This is a genomic window from Salipiger marinus (assembly GCF_900100085.1).
GTDB lineage: Bacteria > Pseudomonadota > Alphaproteobacteria > Rhodobacterales > Rhodobacteraceae > Salipiger > Salipiger marinus.
On record NZ_FNEJ01000025.1, the window covers coordinates 43,201 to 59,486 of the forward strand.

Annotated in this window: 17 protein-coding genes; 9 read left to right on the forward strand and 8 right to left on the reverse strand. The window is 67.4% G+C overall.

What is annotated here, in order from left to right:
• The 7 genes from BLR51_RS21755 to BLR51_RS21785 form a co-directional block, all read right to left on the reverse strand.
• Entirely contained in the window at positions 1 to 1,398 is a 1,398-nt protein-coding gene (locus BLR51_RS21755; protein WP_089850957.1) for an amidase, read from the reverse strand.
• Complete coding sequence (locus BLR51_RS21760) at positions 1,395 to 2,306, reverse strand: 2-hydroxyacid dehydrogenase (RefSeq protein ID WP_089850959.1); 912 nt, start codon at positions 2,304 to 2,306, stop codon at positions 1,395 to 1,397. Before BLR51_RS21760 ends, BLR51_RS21755 begins: the two co-directional genes overlap by 4 nt.
• Positions 2,303 to 3,919 (reverse strand): ABC transporter ATP-binding protein, encoded by a 1,617-nt coding sequence (locus BLR51_RS21765; protein ID WP_089850961.1) that lies wholly within the window; start codon positions 3,917 to 3,919, stop codon positions 2,303 to 2,305. Before BLR51_RS21765 ends, BLR51_RS21760 begins: the two co-directional genes overlap by 4 nt.
• Positions 3,916 to 4,752, reverse strand: a complete 837-nt coding sequence (locus BLR51_RS21770) for an ABC transporter permease (protein WP_089850963.1) — start codon at positions 4,750 to 4,752, stop codon at positions 3,916 to 3,918. Before BLR51_RS21770 ends, BLR51_RS21765 begins: the two co-directional genes overlap by 4 nt.
• 1 nt (position 4,753) lies before the next feature.
• Positions 4,754 to 5,731 carry an ABC transporter permease gene (locus BLR51_RS21775; RefSeq protein ID WP_089850965.1) on the reverse strand — a complete coding sequence of 326 codons (978 nt, stop codon included), beginning with the start codon at positions 5,729 to 5,731 and terminating at the stop codon, positions 4,754 to 4,756.
• Between the two features lie 78 nt (positions 5,732 to 5,809).
• Entirely contained in the window at positions 5,810 to 7,357 is a 1,548-nt protein-coding gene (locus tag BLR51_RS21780) for an ABC transporter substrate-binding protein (protein WP_089850967.1), read from the reverse strand.
• A gap of 76 nt (positions 7,358 to 7,433) precedes the next feature.
• On the reverse strand, positions 7,434 to 8,204 hold the full coding sequence (locus BLR51_RS21785; RefSeq protein WP_089850969.1) for a class II aldolase/adducin family protein: 771 nt from the start codon (positions 8,202 to 8,204) through the stop codon (positions 7,434 to 7,436).
• Between the two features lie 158 nt (positions 8,205 to 8,362).
• On the opposite strand from BLR51_RS21785, the gene BLR51_RS21790 reads away from it, so the two are divergent.
• The 3 genes from BLR51_RS21790 to BLR51_RS21800 all read left to right on the forward strand — a co-directional run bounded on the left by BLR51_RS21790 (position 8,363) and on the right by BLR51_RS21800 (position 9,695).
• Positions 8,363 to 9,061 (forward strand): GntR family transcriptional regulator, encoded by a 699-nt coding sequence (locus tag BLR51_RS21790; protein ID WP_089850971.1) that lies wholly within the window; start codon positions 8,363 to 8,365, stop codon positions 9,059 to 9,061.
• A 72-nt stretch (positions 9,062 to 9,133) separates the two neighbouring features.
• Positions 9,134 to 9,427, forward strand: coding sequence for a type II toxin-antitoxin system RelB/DinJ family antitoxin (locus tag BLR51_RS21795; protein WP_089850973.1), 294 nt, complete (start codon positions 9,134 to 9,136; stop codon positions 9,425 to 9,427).
• Positions 9,420 to 9,695 carry a type II toxin-antitoxin system RelE/ParE family toxin gene (locus BLR51_RS21800; protein WP_089850975.1) on the forward strand — a complete coding sequence of 92 codons (276 nt, stop codon included), beginning with the start codon at positions 9,420 to 9,422 and terminating at the stop codon, positions 9,693 to 9,695. The genes BLR51_RS21795 and BLR51_RS21800 overlap by 8 nt, the downstream gene beginning before the upstream one ends.
• Before the next feature lie 8 nt (positions 9,696 to 9,703).
• On the opposite strand, the gene BLR51_RS21805 is transcribed toward BLR51_RS21800, so the two are convergent.
• Positions 9,704 to 10,606: a LysR family transcriptional regulator gene (locus BLR51_RS21805; RefSeq protein WP_089850978.1), complete on the reverse strand. Its 903-nt coding sequence runs from the start codon at positions 10,604 to 10,606 to the stop codon at positions 9,704 to 9,706.
• Positions 10,607 to 10,723: 117 nt separating this feature from the next.
• Here BLR51_RS21805 and BLR51_RS21810 point away from each other — a divergent pair, with 117 nt between their 5' ends.
• From BLR51_RS21810 to BLR51_RS21835, 6 genes are all read left to right on the forward strand, one after another.
• Entirely contained in the window at positions 10,724 to 11,899 is a 1,176-nt protein-coding gene (locus BLR51_RS21810) for a cytochrome P450 (protein ID WP_089850980.1), read from the forward strand.
• 30 nt (positions 11,900 to 11,929) lie between these two features.
• Positions 11,930 to 12,253, forward strand: a complete 324-nt coding sequence (locus BLR51_RS21815; protein ID WP_089850982.1) for a 2Fe-2S iron-sulfur cluster-binding protein — start codon at positions 11,930 to 11,932, stop codon at positions 12,251 to 12,253.
• Positions 12,250 to 13,428 carry an NAD(P)/FAD-dependent oxidoreductase gene (locus BLR51_RS21820; protein ID WP_089850984.1) on the forward strand — a complete coding sequence of 393 codons (1,179 nt, stop codon included), beginning with the start codon at positions 12,250 to 12,252 and terminating at the stop codon, positions 13,426 to 13,428. Before BLR51_RS21815 ends, BLR51_RS21820 begins: the two co-directional genes overlap by 4 nt.
• A gap of 70 nt (positions 13,429 to 13,498) precedes the next feature.
• Positions 13,499 to 14,479 (forward strand): TRAP transporter substrate-binding protein, encoded by a 981-nt coding sequence (locus BLR51_RS21825; protein WP_089850986.1) that lies wholly within the window; start codon positions 13,499 to 13,501, stop codon positions 14,477 to 14,479.
• A gap of 8 nt (positions 14,480 to 14,487) precedes the next feature.
• Entirely contained in the window at positions 14,488 to 14,991 is a 504-nt protein-coding gene (locus tag BLR51_RS21830; protein WP_242656806.1) for a TRAP transporter small permease, read from the forward strand.
• A complete protein-coding gene (locus BLR51_RS21835) occupies positions 14,988 to 16,286 on the forward strand; it encodes a TRAP transporter large permease (RefSeq protein ID WP_089850989.1) in 1,299 nt (432 codons plus the stop codon). The genes BLR51_RS21830 and BLR51_RS21835 overlap by 4 nt, the downstream gene beginning before the upstream one ends.

A 16,286-nucleotide genomic window follows, 5' to 3' on the forward strand; every position in this document is an offset into this window, starting at 1 on the left:
CTACGCCGGGTCGACCACCTGCGGAATGCCGAAGCCGCGTTCCAGCACCTCTCCCGCGTCGAGCGCGTGATCCTCGCGCCAGGGCGGGGCGACCAGCTGCACGCCCGAGGGGATGCCGTTTTCCACGCCCGAGCTGACCGCCAGCGCGGGCAGGCCCAGAAGCGGGATCGCCACCTGCGGCAGCTGCGCCTGCCAGAGCCGCGCGATGGCCTCGGGGCCGTCCAGATCCTCGTCCTGACGGAAGGGCAGTTCGGCGCAGACCGGCATCAGCACCAGCGGCGTGTCGGCCAGAAAGGCGCGCCATGCCCGGATCAGCCCCGACCGGCGCAGCAGCGCATGGCTGAGCGCCGCGCTGTCCCAGCGGGCGGCACGGTCGGCGTAGAAATTCAGCAGCGCGAGCGCGCCCGCGTCGCCTTCCAGCTGCGCCGCCGCCAGTTTTTCGGCATGGCCATCGGCCAGCCAGAGGTCGATCTGCAGATCGAACGCTTCGCGCAGGTCGGGCAGGCTGTCAGGTTCTTCGACCTGCCAGCCGTCGCGGCGCAGCAGGTCGGCGGCGCGGTCGAGATCGGCAAGGATGCGGGGATCAGGCTCTATCCCGCCGGGGCGGCGGACCAGCGCCACGCGGCGGGGCAGGGCGGGGCCGGAAAGCGGGGCAGGGGTGCTGAGCGGATCCTCTGGCGCGTAACCGGACATGGCGGCCAGCCCCAGCCGCAGGTCATCGACCCGGCGCGCCAGCGGGCCCGCCACCGCCATCAGCTGCGGGCCGATGGGGCGGTCGCCGCCCGACTGGTTGAAGGCGGGCACCCGTCCGGGCGTGGGCCGCAGCCCCTGCACCCCGCAGGCATAGGCGGGATAACGGATGGATCCGGCGATGTCGGTGCCATGGGCGATATGGCCCAGCCCCGCCGCCGTGGCCGAGCCCGCGCCGCCGGACGATCCGCCCGGGGTCAGCGCGGCGTTGTGCGGATTGACCGTGGTGCCGTGCTGCGCATTGGAACTGAACCAGCGGTAGGAAAAGGCGGGGCAGTTGGTGCGCCCCACGACGATGGCACCTTCGGCGCGCATGTGGCGCAGGAAGGGGCTGTCGCTGGTGGCGATCAGGTCGCGGGCCAGCGTGGTGCCGTTGGTGGTGGCATAGCCTGTCTGGTCGGCGATCACCTTGATGGTGACGGGCACGCCCGCCAGCGCGCCCGGCTGGTCCCCGGCCCGGATGCGGGCATCCAGCGCCTCGGCTTCGGCCAGCGCGTCGGAGCTGCAATCCTGCACGATGGCGTTGAGCGCGGGGTTGACGCGGGCGATGCGGTCCAGTGTGGCGGCGGTGACCTCGGGCGCGCGCAGGGTGCCGCTGCGGATGGCCTCTGCCAGATCGCGGACGGAGAGGCTGTTGGGATCGGTCATGAGGCGTCTTTCAGGGGCAGGCTGCGGAGCCGGTCGCGGATGGAGCGCACGAGCCGCACCCGTTCGGGGATGCTGGCCACATGCGGGGTGATGAGGATGCGCGGATGCGTCCAGAGCGGATGATCGGGCGGCAGCGGTTCGGTTTCGAACACGTCGAGCGAGGCGCCCGAGATATGGCCCGCATCGATGGCGGCGAGCAGGTCCGCCTCCACCACCTGTCCGCCCCGGCCCATATGGATCAGGGCGGCGCCCTGCGGCAGGCGGTTCAGGAAGCTGCGGTCGATCAGGCCGCGCGTGTCTTCTGTCAGGGGCAGCACGTTGATCAGGATGTCGATCTGCGGCAGCGCCGCGTCAAGCTCCGCCGTGGTGATGTGGCTGACGCCGGGTTCGGGCAGATCGGGCAGGCGGCGCGCGATGCCCACCACCGGATAGCCCAAGGCCACCAGCCCGCGCGCGATGGCGCGGCCCATATGGCCAAAGCCCAGCACCGCCACCCGGCGATGCGTGGGCGAGAGGCCGGTGAGGGTGCGCCGCCATTCGCCGCGCGGCTGCTGCGCAAGATAGGTCGGCATGTCGCGATGGTGCCAGTGGACGTGAAAGGCGGCGTAACCGGCCATCTGCAGCGCCTGATCGGCGTCTTCGACCCGGAACACCGGCACATGGGCGGGCCGCGACGGGCAGGCCATGATCGCATCCACCCCGGCCCCCGCCGAAAAGATCGCGCGCAGGTTGGTCATGCCGGTGAAGCCATCGTCGGGCGGGCGGAAGGTGAAGACAAACTCCACCTCGGCGGGATCGGTGCCGTGCTGCGGGCCGCGCAGGTCCAGATCCGGCGCCTCCTCGGCGAAGATGCCGTGGTAAAGCTGGTGCAGATCCAGCGGCGGCAGCGACAGGGCAAGGCCGATCATGCGGGCAGGCCCGCGTCATGGGCCCAGCCCCCGCCGGGCACGGCGGCCAGCAGCTGCCGGGTATAGTCCTGCCGGGGCGACAGAAAGATGTCATGCACGGTGCCGATCTCCACCAGTTTGCCTTTCTGCATGACCGCGATGCGGTCGCAGAGCTGTGCCGCGACCCGCAGGTCATGGGTGATGAACAGGATCGACAGGTTCAGCCGGTCGCGCAGGTCGCGCAGCAGATCCAGCACCTGCGCCTGAATGGACACGTCGAGCGCGGAGACCGCCTCGTCCGCGATGATGAGGTCGGGATCCATGGCCAGCGCGCGGGCGATGCCGATGCGCTGGCGCTGGCCGCCGGAAAATTCATGCGGAAAGCGGCGGGCGGCATCGGCGCCAAGCCCCACGATCTCCAGCAGGTCCCGCGCGCGGGCCTGTGCCTGCGCGCGCGGCACGCCTTTCTGGATCGGGCCGTCGGTCAGCGCGCCCATGATGCGCTGCCGCGGGTTGAGCGAGGCATAGGGATCCTGAAACACCATCTGCACCTTGTGGCGCTGCGCGCGCAGATCCTGTTCCGACAGCGCCGCCAGATCGACCCCGCCCACCAGCACCTGCCCGCCATCGGGGGTGACCAGCCGCACGGCGGTGCGGCCCAGCGTGGATTTGCCGGACCCGCTTTCGCCGACCAGCCCCAGCACCTCGCCCCGGCCCACGGTGAGCGAGACGTCATCCACCGCGCGCACCTCGCGCACGGGGCGGAAAAGCCCGCCGCCGGTGCGGTAGATTTTGCGCAGCCCCTTGATTTCCAGCGCGGGCGTGTCGGCTTTGGGACGGGCGGGGGGCAGCCTGCCGGTGGGGATCGCGTCAAGCAGGCGGCGGGTGTACTCGTGCTGCGGATCGCCGAGCACCTGTGCTGCAGCGCCGCGTTCCACCACCCGGCCCTCGCGCATGACGATGACGGTATCGGCGATTTCCGCCACCACGCCGAAGTCATGGGTGATGAACATCACCGCCATGCCGCGCCTGTCGCGCAGATCCAGCACCAGCCGCAGGATCTGCGCCTGCGTGGTGACATCAAGCGCCGTGGTCGGTTCGTCCGCGATCAGCAGGTCAGGCTCCAGCGCCAAGGCCATGGCGATCATGGCGCGCTGGCGCTGCCCGCCCGACAGCTGGAACGGATAGGCGCGGATGATCTTTTCCGGATCGGGCAGCCCCACCTCGCGCACCAGCGTAAGCGCCCGCATCCGCCGTTCGGCAGGGGAATAAAGATTGTGGGCGGCGAAGACCTCGGTGATCTGGTCGCCGATGCGCATCAGCGGGTTGAGCGCGGTCATCGGTTCCTGAAAGATCATCGCGATGCGGGCGCCGCGCAGCGCCTGTTTCTGCGGTTCGGGCAGGCGCAGCACGTCCTGATCCTGAAACAGCGCGCGCCCGGCCTTGACCGTGACGCCGGGGGGCAGCAGCCCCATCAGCGCATTGGCGGTCATGGATTTGCCGGAGCCGCTTTCGCCCACCACGCACAGGATCTGGCCCTTGTCGATGGTGAAGGACACGTCCTCGGTGGCGAAGGGCCGGTCGGCGCCGGGAGGCAGGCCGATGGTCAGATGTTCGATGGCCAGCGTGGTCATGGCTTTTGCCCCCTCTGGCGCAGATGCGGGTTCAGCGCGTCGTTCAGCCCCTCGCCGATCAGGTTCAGCGCCAGCACGGTGATGATGATGGCAAGGCCGGGGAAGAAGGACAGCCACCATGCCGAGCGGATGACGGTGCGCGCCGCCCCGATCATGTAGCCCCAGCTGAGCGCGTTGGGATCGCCCAGCCCCAGAAAGGACAGCGAGCTTTCCAGCAGGATCGCGGTGGCCACCATGAGCGAGGCCATGACGATGATCGGCGACACGGTGTTGGGCAGCACCTGAGTCAGCAGGATGCGCGGTTTCGACAGGCCCGCCAGCCGCGCCGCATCGACAAATTCGCGGCGGCGCACCGACATGACCTCGGCCCGGACCAGACGGGCCACGGGGGGCCAGCTGACGATGGCGATGGCAAGCGTGATGCTGGCGAGCGTGGGTTCAAAGATCGCCACCAGCACGATGGCCAGCGCGAAGTTGGGGATGGTCTGGAAGAATTCGGTGAAGCGCATGGCGCCTTCATCGACATAGCCGCCGTAGAACCCGGCCAGCGCCCCCAGCGGCACGCCGATCAGCAGCGCCACCAGCGTCGAGACCAGCCCGACCAGCAGCGACACCTGCGCGCCATAGGCGAGCTGGGCGGCCACGTCCCGGCCCAGCGTGTCGGTGCCAAGCGGCAGGCCATCCACGGCCATCGGCATCAGGAAGGGGCGCTGCACCATCTTCCACGGGCCGTTCGGGAACAGCACCGGGGCCAGCAGCGCCACGGCGATGACGGCGATCAGCAGCACCACGCCGACCAGCGCCGGTCTGTTGGAGGAAAAGCGTTTCCACATGTCAGGCACGCGCTCCGATCCGGGGATCGACGATCCGGTAAACGATGTCGGTCACGATGTTGAACAGGATGACCATGGCGGCGGAGACGAGGAAGACCCCGAGGATGGTGTTGTAATCCCGCGCGGCGAGGCTTTCGAACATCAGCCGCCCGATGCCGGGCCATGCAAAGACGGTTTCGGTCAGCACCGCGCCGCCCACCAGCTGCCCCGCCTGCAGGCCCGCCAGCGTCACCACCGGCAGGATGGCGTTGCGCAGGATGTGGCGGCGGCGGATGGCGGGGCCGGACAGGCCCTTGGCCTTGGCGGTTTTCACGAAGTCCGCCGTCGACACCTCCAGCATGGAGGCGCGGGTCATGCGCATGTAGACCGCCATGAAGAACAGCCCCAGCGTCAGCGCGGGCAGCACCAGATGTTTGGCGATGTCCAGCACGCGGGCGAACCCGCTGTAACTGGCGCCCACGGTTTCATAGCCGAAGCCCGGCAGCCAGCCCAGCCAGACCGAAAACACCAGCACCGCCATCAGCGCCGCCCAGTAAAGCGGGGTGGCATAGAACAGCAGCGCCAGCGTGGTCAGTGCTGAATCCGAGGCGCGGCCCACCCGGGCGGCGGCGGCCACGCCAAGGGCGATGCCGAAGACCAGCGAGATGACAAAGGCGGTCAGCGTCAGCAGCAGCGTGGCGGGCAGGCGGTCGGCGATCAGGTCGATCACCGGCGCGCCCTGCCGGAAGCTGTAGCCCAGATCCAGCTGCAGGATGCCCCAGACATATTTTCCAAGCTGGACGTGAAAGGGCTGATCCAGCCCGAAGCGTTCGCGCAGCTGTTCGATCATCTGCGGATCGGCGGCGCCCGCCTCGCCCGCCAGCACCACGGCGGGATCGCCGGGGGCGGCATGGATCAGAAAGAAGTTCAGCACCGCGATGGCGAGCAGCGTCAGCAACGCCTTGGCCGTCCGCGACAGGATGGCAATAAAAACGGTCATGCGCCCCCGGAAATCTGACGTGTAGGCGCCCCATGGCCGGGGCGGAAAAGGCGGGCCGGTCAGGGCCCGCCGAGGGGGTTACTGTTCGATCCAGGCGTCGCGCAGACCGTCATTCACACCGATGGCGGTGGTCACCAGATCCTGAATTTCGCACCGGTAGATGGTGGGGAATTCCAGTTCCTGCAGCCATGCCACCGGGGCGTCATCGACGATTTCCTTCTGGATCTCGGCATAGGCGGCAGCGCGCTCTTCGGGCGTGACCATGCTGGCGGCGGCTTTCCACTTCTTGTCCAGCTCGGGGTTTTCATAACCCTCGACGTTGTTCCACGGGCTGCCCTTCTGGATCTGGTCCATGGTGTAGTTGCGCGACACGCCAAGCGCCGGATCGCCGTATTGATAGAGATAGGTGAAGGCGAGGTCGTAATCCCATTGCGAGGTCTTTTCGTTCCAGCCCGCCACGTCGGAGCTGTCGATCTCGGCGTTGATGCCCGCCTCGTTGAGGTTCTGGCGCACCGCTTCGGCCCAGCGTTGCCATGTCTCGCCATAGGGAAGGGGCAGAATGCGGACGGTTTCGCCGTCATAGCCCATCTCGGCCAGCAGTTCCTTGGCCTTGTCGGGGTTGTAGTCGTATTGCGTGACCTCGTTGGTGTAGAAATTGGTGGCGGAGGCGACCGGGCCGGTCGCGACCGTGCCGAAGCCGTTCCACACCACGTCCTTCACGAAGTTGCGGTCCATGGCATACATCACCGCCTGCCGGAAGCGCACGTCCGAGGTGGGCCCTTCGCGGTTGTTCATCCACATCCATGCCAGCGGCGCGAAAAACTCCCAGCCCTTGCCGGTGGAGCAGACGCCCTCCAGTTCGGTGAGGCGCGGCACATCCCAGTTTTCCACCGACCCGCCGGGCAGCACGTCCACCTCGCCGGTTTCGAAGGCGACGGCGCGCGAGGCGGCATCGGGGATCACGCGGTAGAACACCTCGTCCAGATAGGGCAGGCCGTCGATGTAGTAATCCTCGTTCTTCACAAGGTGGATGTGGCTGCCCTTGACCCATTCCTGAAACTTGAAGGGGCCGGTGCCGATCGGCGTCGCGTTCATCTCGTTGTTGGCGTAATCGGTGCCGTCGTAGATGTGCTTGGGCACGATGGGCATGGTGCCCGCCTCGAAGGCGTTGATGAAGGGGCCGAAGGGTTCGCGCAGCTGGAACACCACGGTCAGGTCATCGGGGGCGGTGATGCTGTCCACATAGGCCAGCGAGGCGCGCAGCCGGGCATGGGTTTCGCGCAGGAAGACATCGGCGGAAAACACCACATCCTCGGCGGTGAAGGGCGTGCCGTCATGCCAGAGCACGCCTTCGTTCAGGTGGAAGGTATAGGTCAGCCCGTCTTCGGAGATCTCCCACTCCTTGGCCAGCGAGGGCATGGGCGACAGGTCGGAATCGTAGCGCAGCAGGCTTTCATAGATGTCGCCCGCCACCAGCTGGGTGGGGCCGTTCTGCAGCAGGCCCATCATCAGCCCCGGCGGTTCGGGCTGCACGACGATGTCGAGCCGCCCGCCGGATTGCTGCGCGGCCAGCGGCGCCGCAAGCGCTGCGGCGATGAGGAATGTGGTTGTCTTGAGATATGTCATGGAACGTCCCTGTTGTTTTTGTCTGCTTTGCTTTGAAAGTCAGGTGCGCGCCGCCCCCATGGGGGCGGGCACGGCGTCAGGCCCGGAAGTCGGGGGCGTGGCGTTCAAGGCGGCGCAGATGCGCGGCCCATTCCGGATCCGGCTTGCCGCGCAGTTCGATGCCGTCATAAGCGGACTGATACTGGCGCGCGGTGTGTTCGGCGACATCGGCGGGAATTTCCAGCGGCGTCAGCCCCATGCCAAGCGCTGCCACCTGCGCCTTGCACGACCGTTCAAGGTTCAGCGCCAGCTTCACCGCCTCGGCCACCGACCGGCCCAGCAGCAGCGTGCCATGGTTGCGCAGCAGCATGACCTGCCGGTCACCCAGATCGGCGACGATGCGTTCCCGTTCCGCCAGATCCAGCGCGATGCCTTCGTAATCGTGAAAGGCGATGCGGTCATGGAACTGCGCCGACCACTGGTTGAGGCTGAGCAGGCCCTCGCGCACCGAGGACACCGCCACCCCGGCCACGGTATGGGTGTGCAGCACGCAGGCGGCATCATGCCGGGCCATGTGCACGGCGGAATGGATGGTGAAGCCCGCCGCATTCACCCCCGCGCCATAGGGATCGTCGATCACCGCGCCGGAGTCGTCGATGGTCACGAGGTTGGAGGCGGTGACCTCGTCGAAGCGCAGGCCATAGGGGTTCAGCAGGAACCGCTTTTCGCCGCCCGGACCGTCGGGCAGGCGGGCGGAGACATGGGTGTAGATGCCGTCATCCATCCCTTCGAGCGCAATCAGGCGATAGGCGGCAGCCAGATCGCGGCGGATGTCGTGAACAGCGGAGGAAGAGGCTCCGTCGGCCATGGGGGCTCCTTGATCGGTGTCCGCGGCGGCCCGGAACGGCCGCCGGCGGGATCCTGTAAACCGAAGTAAGGCCGCGTGCGCCGCATCGGTCAAGCAAATTGTCGACAAAACTGCAATCCGCCGATAGGCTGGGGAAAATCGAGGCAGCCGTTTCCCCCATGATCCCCATTCCATCTTCTTCCGGTTTTCAGCCGCTTGACCGCGAAGGGCTGGTGCAGCGCGTCGCGCGTCTGCTGGGCAAGGCCATCATCACCGGCCAGCTGGCGCCGGGGGCGCGGCTGTCCGAATCGGTGGTGGCGCGCGATCTTGGCGTCAGCCGCGCGCCGGTGCGCGAGGCGGCGCGGCTCTTGGAAAATTCGGGGCTGGTGACCTATCACGCCAATCGCGGATTTTTTGTGCGCAAGATCTCGGCGGAGGAGCTGGATCACCTGTATGAACTGCGCATCGTCATCGAACTGGCCGCCGCGCGGCGGATGATCGACCAAGGCCAGCCGGAGCCGGTGGCGGCGCTGGCCGCACAGCTGCAGGCGCTGCACCGGGTCGCGGCGCCGGGGGTCGACATGCTGACGCAGGTGGAGGCGGACATGCAGTTTCACCGCCTGCTCTGTTCAGGCAGCGGCAATCCGAAATTTCTGGCGGTGTTCGACCAGATCGCGGCAGAAACCGAGTTTTCCATCATGGTGATCGGGCAGCTTTACGACGATCCGCTGAAGATGGCCGAGACCCACGAGCCGATCCTGGACGCGCTTCAGGCCGGGGATGCCCCCCGCGCCGAGGCGGCGATCCGCTATCACATCGGTGTGGCGCGGGAGATGGTGACCCGGCAGTTCCGCGATCTGGAGACGGGCGCGGGCTAGACCGGGGCAGGGGGGCCTTGCCAGACTCTCAATTGAGATACATATTCCTCCGGTCAGGAAAGGAGTCCTCCGATGCCCGCGCAGACCTCGATGATCCATGTCCGTGTTGATGACCGGCTCAAGGCGCAGGCGACGGATGCGCTGGCCGGGGTCGGGCTGACCCTGTCTGACGCGGTGCGCATCCTGCTGACCCGTGTGGCCGCCGAAGGCGGGATGCCCGCCGGGCTGACCGCGGATCCGGATGTGTATGATGCGTGGTTCCGGGCCAAGGTGCAGCAGGCGCTGGCTGATCCCGCCCCGGCCACGCCCCATGCGCAGGTGATGGACGCGGCGCGCGCCCTGATCGACGCCAAGCGCCGTGCCTGAACTTGTATGGAAGGCGCCGGCGGTGGCCGACCTTCTGGCCATCGTCGATTATATCTCTGACGACAATCCCGATGCGGCGCTGGCGCTGATGGCAGAAATCCATGCCAAGGTCGCGCGGCTGCCCGACCATCCCAAGCGCTGCCGCCCCGGTCGGGTCGAGGGCACGCGCGAACTGGTCATCCGCCCGAATTACCTTGTGGTCTATGCCGAAACACCGGAGGCGGTGACCATCCTGCGCGTGCTTCATGCCGCGCAGATGTGGCCCTGATCCGCCGCTCAGCCGCGGCAGGCTGACCAGATGAGGTCGCGCAGCCAGCGGTGCATGGCGGAGGCATTGGTATGCGCGGCCCAGACCAGCGAGACGTCGAACCGGCCCCGGAACGGGCTGGGGGCCAGCGTCAGGGTTTCGGCGTCGCGCGCGCCAAGGCGGCGCGGGATGGTGGCGACAAGGTCCGATCCGGCAATCAGCGTGCCAAGCCCCGCCGGGCTGGGCACGACGATGGTGGGGGTCAGACGGTGGCCCGCCGCCTCCAGCTCGCGCAGGAAGGCGGACTGCCAGCCCGCGCCGTAGTCGATCAGCACGTGGTTCAGCGAAAGGTAGCGGTCGGCATCCAGCGGCGTGCGGGCCAGCGGATGGCCCGGATCCATCAGGCAGGCATATTCCTCGCCATAAAGCCGCCGGGAATGAAAGCCGGATTCCGCCCGTTCGAACGGGCCGATCAGCACGTCGGCCTCGCGCCGCAGCAGCCGCAGATGGCCGTCGCTGAGCGAGCTGATGACCTTGACCGTCATCTTGGGCGCCACCTGCCGGATCGCCGCGACGATGCCGGGGATCAGCAGGACACGTTCGTAATAATTGCAGGCAATCGTGACGTTCTGCGTGGCCTGTCCCGGCGCAAAGGCGTCGGGCTGCAGCATCTCGTCCAGCATGCCGAGCATCTGCAGGGATTTGGCGAGGATCTCCTCGCAGCGGTCGGTGGCCACCTGCCGCCCGCCTTCGCGCACGAAGAGCGGATCCTGAAAGCAGGCGCGCAGCTTGCCGATGGTGTAGCTGACGGCGGACTGGTTGACGTTCAGCTTTTCGGCGGCGGCGGTGAAGGATCCCAGTTCATGCACCACGCGCAGCATGTCGAGCGCGGCAAAATCGATGCTGGCCGGGTTGGGCGGGCTGGCGGGCATCCTGTCTGGTCTCCGGGCGCCATCTGATTTTCTGATGGGATATAACCATTCCATCGTATTGATGCGCAAGCCCTGCATCTTTTAAGCCGGATCCGGAGGAGACTTTGGGAGGAGTTCATGGCGCTTGCACCGCTGGACACGGAGATTACGCTCGATCAGCTCAGTTCGGATCCCTATCCGATCTACCGGCGGCTGCGCGCCGAAAGCCCGGTGCTGCGGGTGGCGGCGACAGGGCGCACCCTGCTGACCAAGGCGGCGCTGACCAAGGCGGTGAAGGACAACCCGGATCTGTTCAGCAGCGACGATCCGCAGACGCCGATGCGGCCCGCCTTCCGCGCCCATACGCTGATGCGCAAGGACGGTGCCGCGCATTTTGTGGAGCGCAAGGCGATCTCCAAGGCGCTGACGCCGAAGATGATCAAGTCGGACTGGGCGCCGCTATATGAAAAGCTGGCCGAAGAGTATGTCGGGCGGCTGCCGCGCGGCGAGACGGTGGATCTGTTCTCTGCCCTGTGCGGGCCGCTGGCGGCGCGGATCCTCGCGCATATCCTTGGCATCCCCGAGGCGAGCGATGCGCAGATGCAGCGCTGGTCGCAGGTGCTGATCGACGGCGCCGGGAATTTCGGCTGGAAGCCCGAGCTTTTTGCGATCTCGGATGCCGCGAACGATGAGATGGACGCGCTGTTTTCGGAACTGGAGGAGCGGCGCCGGACCGAGCCGGACGGGTCGGCCTATTCGGCGATGCTGACTGCCCCTGATCCGATCCCGATGAGCCAGATCCATGCCAATATCAAGATCGCCATCGGCGGCGGCATCAACGAGCCGCGCGACGCGCTGGCCACCATCGTCTATGGCCTGCTCACCAATCCCGACCAGCTGGCCGAGGTGCGGGCGCAGGAGGCATGGGACCGCGCCTTCGAGGAGGGCATCCGCTGGGTCGCGCCGATTCAGGTCAGCTCGCGGCGGGTGACCGAGGACACCGAACTGGGCGGTTTCGAGATCCCCAAGGGCGACACGGTGATGACGGTGCAGGCCTCTGCCAACCGTGACGAGGATCTTTACGAGGATGGCGAGTCGTTTTTCGTCTTCCGCGACAAGAACCCGCATCAGGCCTTTGGCAACGGGCCGCATCACTGCGCGGGCGCCCATGTGGCGCGGCGCACCGTGGGCAAGATCATCCTGCCGCTGCTGTTCGACCGCTTCCCCGACATGCGTCTGCCCGATCCGCAGGCGGTGATCTGGAAAGGCTTCGGCTTTCGCGGCCCGATCACGCTGCCGGTGGTGCTGGCCTGACCCGGCCCATGACTTGAGGAGGAAAGACAGATGATCAAGGTGACCTATGTCGCCCCGGACGGAACCGCGACCACCCTTGAGGCGGAGCCGGGCAGCAGCGTGATGCAGACCGCCGTGGCGAATGATCTCGACGGGATCGTGGGCGAATGCGGCGGCGCGATGATGTGCGCGACCTGCCATTGTTACGTGGATCCGGCGTGGCAGGACCGCACCGGCGCCCGTTCCTCCGACGAGGAGGAGATGCTGGAGGGCGCCGCCACCGAGGTGACCGAGGCCTCGCGCCTGTCCTGCCAGATCCGGCTGGATCCCGCGCTGGACGGGCTGGTGGTGCATCTGCCCGAGGAACAGCATTGAACGGGCAGTCGGTTGTCATCATCGGCGCGGGGCAGGGCGGGCTGCAGGCGGCGGTGAGCCTGCGCCAGAACGGCTATCAGGGCGCGGTGACGCTGGTGGGGGGCGAACCGGGCCTGCCCTATCAGCGCCCGCCGCTGTCCAAGGCCTATCTGCTGGACGGCAGGGCCGAGGCGCTGGTGCTGCGGCCCGAAAGTTTCTTTGCGTCCAAGCAGGTGACCTATCTGCCCGGCACATGGGCGGAGCGGATCGACCGTGCGGCCCGGCGCGTCCGGGTCAGGGGGCCGGAGGGGGAGCAGGATCTGCCCTATGACGACCTGATCCTTGCCACCGGCACGCGCAACCTGCGCCCGCCGATCGACGGGCTGGAACGGGCGCATGACCTGCGGACGCTGGCCGATGCGGCGGCCCTGTCCGCAGCACTGGCCCGACCACGGCAGATCGCGGTGATCGGCGGCGGCTTCATCGGGCTGGAATTTGCCGCCGTGGCCCGCAAGCTGGGTCATGCGGTCAGCGTGATCGAGGCGGCACCCCGGCTGATGTCCCGCGCTGTGTCCGCCGCCATGTCGCGGCATTTCGAGGAGTATCACCGGGCTCTTGGCGTGGTGCTGCATCTGGGCGTGCCTGCCGTCCATGTCGGGGCGCAGGCGGTGGGGCTGGCCGATGGCCGCGAGGTTGCGGCGGAGTTCGTGCTGCTGGCGGCGGGCGTGCGCCCGAATGTGGAACTGGCCGAGGCGGCGGGGCTTGCCACCGGCAATGGCGTGATCGTGGATGCGGCGCTGCGCTGTTCTGATCCGGCCATTTCCGCGCTTGGCGACTGCGCCTCATTCCCCGATCCGCGCAGCGGGCGCCTGCTGCGGCTGGAAAGCGTGCAGGCCGCCACCGACCATGCCCGGCTGATCGCCGCGCGGATCGCGCTGGGGGCTGGGGCGGACTATGCCGCGCTGCCATGGTTCTGGTCCGATCAGGGCGACCAGAAGCTGCAAATCGCGGGCTATGCCGGACCGGAGGCGGAGGAGGAGACCGTCGCCGAAGGGATCGTGGCACGCTTTGACAGCCACGGGCTCGCGGCGGTGGAAACCGTCAACAACGCGCGGATCCACATGAAGGCGCGGCGGCTGCTGGCCTCGGGCGCACCCGTGGATCTGGCGGATCTGGGAGAGGTCATCGCCGCCTGAGCGCGGCAGGACCACGTGCGTCCGCAGGGCGGCGCGGTCCGAAGACAGAGGTTCAAACGGGAGGAGAACCATGAACATCACATCCGTCACCCTTGGTGCGGCCTTTGCCGTCACCCTGGCAGCCAGCGCGCAGGCGCAGGAGCTGAAATACGCCAACTGGGCACCGCCCTTTCACACCATCACCGCCGCGCAGATCGAACCGCTGGCCGAGGCGCTTGACAGCGGCACCTCGGGCGCGGTGACGCTGCGCGCCTTTCACGGCGGCGAGCTTGGGGCGGGGCCTGCCGACCAGTTCGTGCGCATCGTGCAGGGCACGGCGGATCTGGGCTGGGGCCTGCCCGGCTATACCTCGTCGCAGTTTCCCAAGAGCCTGATCCTTGAACTGCCCGGCGCGCTGCCGCTGGACCAGCCCGGCTATGCGGCGCTGTGGCGCGCCTTTGACGGCGAGCTGAAGGCGGAGTTTCCGATGACCGAGGTCATCGCGCTGTGGGGGGCCGAGCCCAACATCCTGATGATGAAGGATCGCGAGGTGCGCAGCCCCGAGGATCTGCGCGGGCTGAAGATCCGCGTGGCCGGATCCATCGCCGCCGAAGCCATGGAGGCGCTTGGCGCCACCCCGGTGCAGATCCCGATGACGCAGGTCTATAACGGCCTGCAGACCGGGCTGATCGACGGTCTGGTCAGCGGCGCCTCCGTGCTGTCGGATTTCAAGCTGAACGAGGTGGTGGGCAGCGTGACCACCGGGCCGAACCTTGGGCGGCTGACCTTCTTCACCGTGATGAACAAGGGGGTGTTCGACGGGCTGTCGGACGAGGCCAAGGCCGCGCTTGACACCATCCGCGGCGAGCCGGTGTCGCAGATGACCGAAGAGGCATGGGTCGCCACCGCCGCCGAGGCGCTGGATGCCGCGCGCGCCTCTGACAGCATCACGGTCAACGATCTGGACGCCGCAGAGAGCAAGGTGTTTGACGACGCGCTGACCGAAGTGACCGATGCCTATGTGGCGCAGGTCGGCGGTGAGGCGGCGCTGGCCGCGATCCGGGGCGAGTGATGCGCGCCATGCTGCACAAGACCGCGGACAGGCTCATCAGCCTGTCCGCGTTTCTGGGAACGCTGGGCCTGCTGCTGGTGGTGGGCGTGATCGTGGCCGATGTGGCGGGACGCAATTTCGGCATGCCGCTTTACGGCGCGCAGGACATCGTGATCATGACCATGGTCATCATCGTCTTTGGCGGCATGGCGCTGTGTGGCCGCGACAATGGCCATATCGTCGTCGATATTTTCGAGCCGCATTTCTCGCCACGGCTGAACCGGCTGATCGACGTGGCGGCGGCGCTGCTGGGGGTGACGGTGTTCGTGCTGATCGCCTATGCGGTGTTCCAGAGCGCGCAGCTGAGCCGGATGCTGAACCTTGCCACCAACCTGCTGCGGCTGCCGACGGCGTGGTTCCAGCTGGCGCTTTGCGCGCTGTCGCTGGTGGCGGCGCTGGCCATGCTGCTGCGCGCCGTGACCGCAGCGCTTGGCCCCCATTCCGCAGCCCCCATAGATCAGGATCCGACATGAGCCCCCTTCTGGTTGGCAGCACCGGCTTCGTGCTGCTTCTGGCGCTGCTGCTGCTGCGCATCCCGGTGGCCTTTGCCATGTTCACCGTGGGCTTTCTGGGGATCTGGATCCTCAACGGGCTGCAGGCGGCCATTGGCCTGCTGTCTTCGGAAACCTTCGCGCTTGCCTCGAATTCCGAACTGATCGTGGTGCCGCTGTTCATCCTCATGGGCAATGTCGCCAGCGTCACCGGCATGAGCCGCAGGCTGTACGAGGCGGCCTATGCCACCATCGGGCAGGTGCGCGGCGGGCTGGCGGCGGCCACGGTGATCGGCTGCGGCGGGTTCGCGGCGCTGTCGGGATCCTCTGTCGCCTCGGCGCTGACCATGGGGCGCACGGCGCTGGCCGAAATGGACCGGTTCAACTACGACCCCAGACTGTCGACCGGGGTGGTGGCCGCAGGGGGCACGCTGGGCATCCTGATCCCGCCCTCCACCGGCTTCGTGATCTATGCCATCCTGACCGAGCAGAGCATCGGGCGGCTGTTCATGGCGGGCATCCTGCCCGGCCTGCTGCTGCTGGGGCTGTTCCTGCTGACCGTGATGCTGCTTTGCACGCTTTACCCGAAGATGGGGCCAAAGGGTCCGGCCACCAGCACCGCCGAAAAGGGCCGCGCCTTTGTCGGGGCCATCCCGATCCTTGTAGTGATCCTGCTGACCATCGGCGGCATCTATACCGGGCTCTTTTCCCCGACCGAAGCGGCAGGGGTCGGCGCAGCGCTGGTCATCGGCATCGGCGCCGTCAGCGGCAGCCTGACCCTGCGCAGCTTCTGGCAGGCGGCGCAAAGCAGCGTGGTCACCACCGCCTCGGTCATGCTGATCCTGATCGCGGCGCATCTGATCAACCCGTTCATCGCGCTGAGCCACCTTCCGGCAGAGGTAAGCCGCCTGCTGGTCACCTTCGATCTGGGCGCCTACGGCACGCTGATCGTGATCCTTGCGATCTATCTGGTGCTGGGCTGCTTTCTGGAAGGGCTCGCCATGCTGGTGCTGACCCTGCCGATCTTCATGCCGGTGATCCTGTCGCTGGGCATCGATCCGATCTGGTTCGGCGTGCTGGTGGTGCTGACGCTGGAAATGGGGCTGATCTCGCCGCCGGTGGGGATCAACGTCTTCATCGTCAAATCGGTGGCCAAGGACGTGCCGCTGGTGGACATCTTCTGGGGCGTGGTGCCGTTCTGGATCGCCATGCTGGTGACGCTGGCACTGCTGGTGGCGGTGCCGCAGATCTCGCTCTGGCTGCCCGGCATGATGTAG

Excerpts from the sequence above, each read along its gene's own strand:
- BLR51_RS21805 (WP_089850978.1), bottom strand. The coding sequence starts at position 10,606 with ATGCCCGCCAGCCCGCCCAACCCGGCCAGCATCGATTTTGCCGCGCTC.
- BLR51_RS21790 (WP_089850971.1), top strand. The coding sequence starts at position 8,363 with ATGATCCCCATTCCATCTTCTTCCGGTTTTCAGCCGCTTGACCGCGAA.
- BLR51_RS21765 (WP_089850961.1), bottom strand. The coding sequence starts at position 3,919 with ATGACCACGCTGGCCATCGAACATCTGACCATCGGCCTGCCTCCCGGC.
- BLR51_RS21780 (WP_089850967.1), bottom strand. The coding sequence starts at position 7,357 with ATGACATATCTCAAGACAACCACATTCCTCATCGCCGCAGCGCTTGCG.
- BLR51_RS21830 (WP_242656806.1), top strand. The coding sequence starts at position 14,488 with ATGCTGCACAAGACCGCGGACAGGCTCATCAGCCTGTCCGCGTTTCTG.
- BLR51_RS21760 (WP_089850959.1), bottom strand. The coding sequence starts at position 2,306 with ATGATCGGCCTTGCCCTGTCGCTGCCGCCGCTGGATCTGCACCAGCTT.
- BLR51_RS21835 (WP_089850989.1), top strand. The coding sequence starts at position 14,988 with ATGAGCCCCCTTCTGGTTGGCAGCACCGGCTTCGTGCTGCTTCTGGCG.
- BLR51_RS21825 (WP_089850986.1), top strand. The coding sequence starts at position 13,499 with ATGAACATCACATCCGTCACCCTTGGTGCGGCCTTTGCCGTCACCCTG.
- BLR51_RS21755 (WP_089850957.1), bottom strand. The coding sequence starts at position 1,398 with ATGACCGATCCCAACAGCCTCTCCGTCCGCGATCTGGCAGAGGCCATC.
- BLR51_RS21775 (WP_089850965.1), bottom strand. The coding sequence starts at position 5,731 with ATGACCGTTTTTATTGCCATCCTGTCGCGGACGGCCAAGGCGTTGCTG.
- BLR51_RS21810 (WP_089850980.1), top strand. The coding sequence starts at position 10,724 with ATGGCGCTTGCACCGCTGGACACGGAGATTACGCTCGATCAGCTCAGT.
- BLR51_RS21785 (WP_089850969.1), bottom strand. The coding sequence starts at position 8,204 with ATGGCCGACGGAGCCTCTTCCTCCGCTGTTCACGACATCCGCCGCGAT.
- BLR51_RS21815 (WP_089850982.1), top strand. The coding sequence starts at position 11,930 with ATGATCAAGGTGACCTATGTCGCCCCGGACGGAACCGCGACCACCCTT.
- BLR51_RS21795 (WP_089850973.1), top strand. The coding sequence starts at position 9,134 with ATGCCCGCGCAGACCTCGATGATCCATGTCCGTGTTGATGACCGGCTC.
- BLR51_RS21770 (WP_089850963.1), bottom strand. The coding sequence starts at position 4,752 with ATGTGGAAACGCTTTTCCTCCAACAGACCGGCGCTGGTCGGCGTGGTG.